Origin of the sequence: Streptomyces sp. NRRL WC-3549 (assembly GCF_000721935.1) — a bacterium.
Lineage (GTDB): Bacteria > Actinomycetota > Actinomycetes > Streptomycetales > Streptomycetaceae > Streptomyces.
The window spans coordinates 12,233-15,563 of the sequence record NZ_KL585390.1; the positions used below are offsets into that span (position 1 = coordinate 12,233).

At 72.6% G+C, this 3,331-nt stretch carries 5 protein-coding genes; all 5 read left to right on the top strand.

All coding sequences use genetic code 11. The features are described from left to right. Positions 1-707, top strand: a 707-nt coding sequence (locus tag IH13_RS0108185) for a molybdopterin molybdotransferase MoeA (protein ID WP_031082411.1), incomplete at its 5' end; no start/stop codon positions are given. A gap of 124 nt (positions 708-831) precedes the next feature. Further along, on the top strand, positions 832-1,332 hold the full coding sequence (gene moaC / locus IH13_RS0108190; RefSeq protein ID WP_031082413.1) for a cyclic pyranopterin monophosphate synthase MoaC: 501 nt from the start codon (positions 832-834) through the stop codon (positions 1,330-1,332). After that, positions 1,329-1,835 carry a MogA/MoaB family molybdenum cofactor biosynthesis protein gene (locus tag IH13_RS0108195; RefSeq protein ID WP_031082415.1) on the top strand — a complete coding sequence of 169 codons (507 nt, stop codon included), beginning with the start codon at positions 1,329-1,331 and terminating at the stop codon, positions 1,833-1,835. Before moaC ends, IH13_RS0108195 begins: the two co-directional genes overlap by 4 nt. Positions 1,836-1,852: 17 nt before the next feature. Beyond that, positions 1,853-2,482 carry a GNAT family N-acetyltransferase gene (locus tag IH13_RS0108200; protein WP_031082416.1) on the top strand — a complete coding sequence of 210 codons (630 nt, stop codon included), beginning with the start codon at positions 1,853-1,855 and terminating at the stop codon, positions 2,480-2,482. A gap of 124 nt (positions 2,483-2,606) precedes the next feature. Next, positions 2,607-3,331 (top strand): divisome protein SepX/GlpR (gene glpR / locus IH13_RS0108205; RefSeq protein WP_031082418.1); only part of this gene is annotated, 725 nt, incomplete at its 3' end.

Sequence of the window (3,331 nt, forward strand, 5' to 3'; positions counted from 1 at the left end):
GAGATGTGTATAAGAGACAGATCTACGACTCCAACAGCTTCGCGCTGACGGCCGCGGCCCGGGACGCCGGGGCGATCGCCTACCGGGTCCCCGCCGTGGCCGACGACGCCGAGACCCTGCGCGCCACCATCGAGGACCAGCTGATCCGGGCCGACATCGTGGTCACCACGGGCGGTGTCAGCGTCGGCGCGTACGACGTGGTCAAGGAGGCCCTGTCCTCGGTCGGGCACACGACGGCCGAGGTGGCGGGGGACGCCGAGGACGCCCCGGGGTCCGGTGCGGACGAGCCGGCCGGCGGCGTCGACTTCCGCAAGCTCGCGATGCAGCCGGGCAGGCCCCAGGGCTTCGGCTCGATCGGCCCGGACCACACACCGCTGTTGGCCCTCCCGGGCAACCCGGTCTCCTCGTACGTCTCCTTCGAACTCTTCGTGCGGCCGGCGATCCGGACCCTGATGGGGCTCGACGACGTCCACCGCCCGAAGGTCCGGGCCACACTGGCCATGGACGGCACGCTCTCCTCGCCGTCCGGCAAGCGCCAGTTCCTGCGCGGGAGATACGACGCCGAGGCCGGCACCGTGGCGCCGGTGGGCGGTTCCGGGTCGCATCTGATCGGCGCGCTGGCCCAGGCCGACGCGCTGATCGTGCTGCCGGAGGACACGACCTCGGCGGAGCCCGGCACGGAGACCGACGTGATCCTCCTCCGCTGACACGCGCGCGGTGGCGGTACGGTATCTGGCGCTGTGCCTTCCCGGGGAAGCCCCCGGACCCCCGGTCCGCACACCCGTGCGGGCCGGTGTGGGCAGACAGCGCCCTACCGCTAGGCGGAGTGAGTTGAGTACGCAGAACAGGCTGACGCACATCGACGAGGCGGGCGCGGCGCGCATGGTCGATGTGTCGCAGAAGGACGTCACGGCGCGGGTGGCCCGGGCGAGCGGCCGGGTTCTCGTGTCGCCGCGCGTCGTCGAACTCCTGCGGGGGGAAGGCGTACCCAAGGGCGACGCGCTGGCCACCGCGCGGATCGCCGGGATCATGGGGGCCAAGCGCACCCCGGAACTGATCCCGCTCTGCCACCCGCTGGCCGTCTCGGGCGTGAAGGTCGAGCTGAGCGTCGCCGACGACGCGGTGGAGATCCTGGCCACCGTGAAGACCACCGACCGTACGGGCGTCGAGATGGAGGCCCTGACCGCCGTCTCGGTCGCCGCCCTCACGGTGGTCGACATGGTCAAGGCGGTCGACAAGGGCGCGGTGATCACGGACGTACGGGTGGAGGCGAAGTCGGGCGGCGCGTCCGGCGACTACCGTCGCCCGGCACCTGAAGGGGCCGGGGCATGAGCGCCGCCGTCGGCCACCGCGCCCTGGTCGTGACCGCCTCCAACCGCGCGTCGGCCGGCGTCTATCCCGACAAGGGCGGGCCCCTCGTCGCCGAAGGCCTCTCGGCCCTGGGCTTCGCCGTCGACGGCCCCCAGGTCGTCCCGGACGGCGACCCGGTCGAGGCGGCCCTGCGGGCGGGTGTGGAGGCCGGCTACGACGTGATCGTCACCACCGGCGGCACGGGCGTCTCGCCCACCGACCGGACCCCCGAGGCCACCCGCCGCGTCGTCGACCGGGAGATCCCTGGCATCGCCGAGGCGATCCGGGCGGAGGGCCGGGACCAGGTGCCGACCGCCGCCCTGTCCCGCGGCCTGGCGGGCATCGCGGACCGCACCCTCGTCGTGAACCTGCCCGGCTCGACCGGCGGCGTACGGGACGGGCTCGCGGTCCTGGGGCGGCTGCTGGCGCACACCGTCGACCAGATCCACGGCGGCGACCACCCCCGACCGGGGAGCCCGAGCTGAACGTCCCGACCTGGCCGGTGATCCTCACCGACGGTGAGATCACCCTCCGGCCGATCAAGCTGCGGGACCAGCGCGTGTGGCGCGAGGTCAACCGGCGCAACCGCGACTGGCTGAGGCCGTGGGAGGCCACCGTGCCGCCGCCCGCCCCGGGCGGTCCGTTGATCCGGCGTCCCACCTACCGGCAGATGATCCGGCACCTGCGCTCCGAGGCCAACGCGGGCCGGATGCTGCCCTTCGCCATCGAGTACCAGGGCCGCCTCGTCGGGCAGTTGACGGTGGCCGGCATCACCTGGGGCTCGATGTGTTCGGGCCACGTCGGCTACTGGGTCGACCAGGGCGTCGCGGGACGCGGCGTCGTGCCGACCGCGGTGGCCCTGGCCGTCGACCACTGCTTCCGGACGGTCGGCCTGCACCGGATCGAGGTGTGCATTCGGCCGGAGAACAGGCCCAGCCGCAGGGTCGTGGAGAAACTCGGATTTCGCGAGGAAGGGCTCCGCCCCCGTTATCTCCACATCGATGGCGCGTGGCGGGACCACCTGGTCTTCGCGCTGACGGCCGAGGAAGTGCCCGACGGGCTGCTGCGGCGTTGGCGCAGGGTAGGGGCGGGTACTCCGCAGACGCCGCAGAACCCCGGGGAAATGAAATAAGTGTTCGAATTTGATCGCTCAATGACCGCAAGTGGGCCGACTTGCGCCGCGTGCTGATCCGAAGAATCACAAAAAAAGTCCCGGATATCAGCCGGAACGTGCGACACACCGGGCCAATTGGCGGATGCCGCCGTGCAAACACCTCTACGGTGTGAGCGTGAGCAGCAGCGGCCTCATCTACGCAGTCATCGTCGGTGCCTGGGCCGCCTACCTGGTGCCGATGTGGCTCCGCAGGCAGGACGAGCTCAATGAAGCCCGTCCGACGGAACGCTTCAGCACCGCCATCCGGCTGCTGTCCGGACGGGCGGCCATGGAGCGCCGGTACGCCAAGGAGCTGCAGGGGCGGGACACCGGGGAGGCGCCTGGTGACGTGGACCCGGATGCCGTCACGGACCGACTCGAGTCCGTCGACGTCCGGGCCTTTTCCGCGCCCCCGGCACATACGGAAGTCCGGTTGCACGATCCGGCGTACGACGGCGCGCCGGAGCCTGCGGACGACGGGCGCCCGCGCGAGGAGGCGCGGTCGGCGTCCCCCCGGCGCCCGCGTACGCCCGGCGGGGAGGCGGAGCGTGAGCGGCGGGCCCGGCGCTCGCAGGTCCTCGCACGCCGCCGGCGTACGACCACCGTCCTGTTCCTGGCGTTCACGCTGGGCGCGGTCGTGGCGGCGGTCGGCGGGCTCCGGTTCCTCTGGGCGCCTGCCGTCCCGGCGGTGCTGCTGAGCGCGTACATCGTGCATCTGCGCGGGCAGGAACGCCGGCGGTTCGTCTTCACCATGGACCGGCGCCGGGCCGAGGTGGCCGCCCAGCGGCTCCGGGAGAACCGCCCGCGCAGGCACCAGCCGGCCTCGGC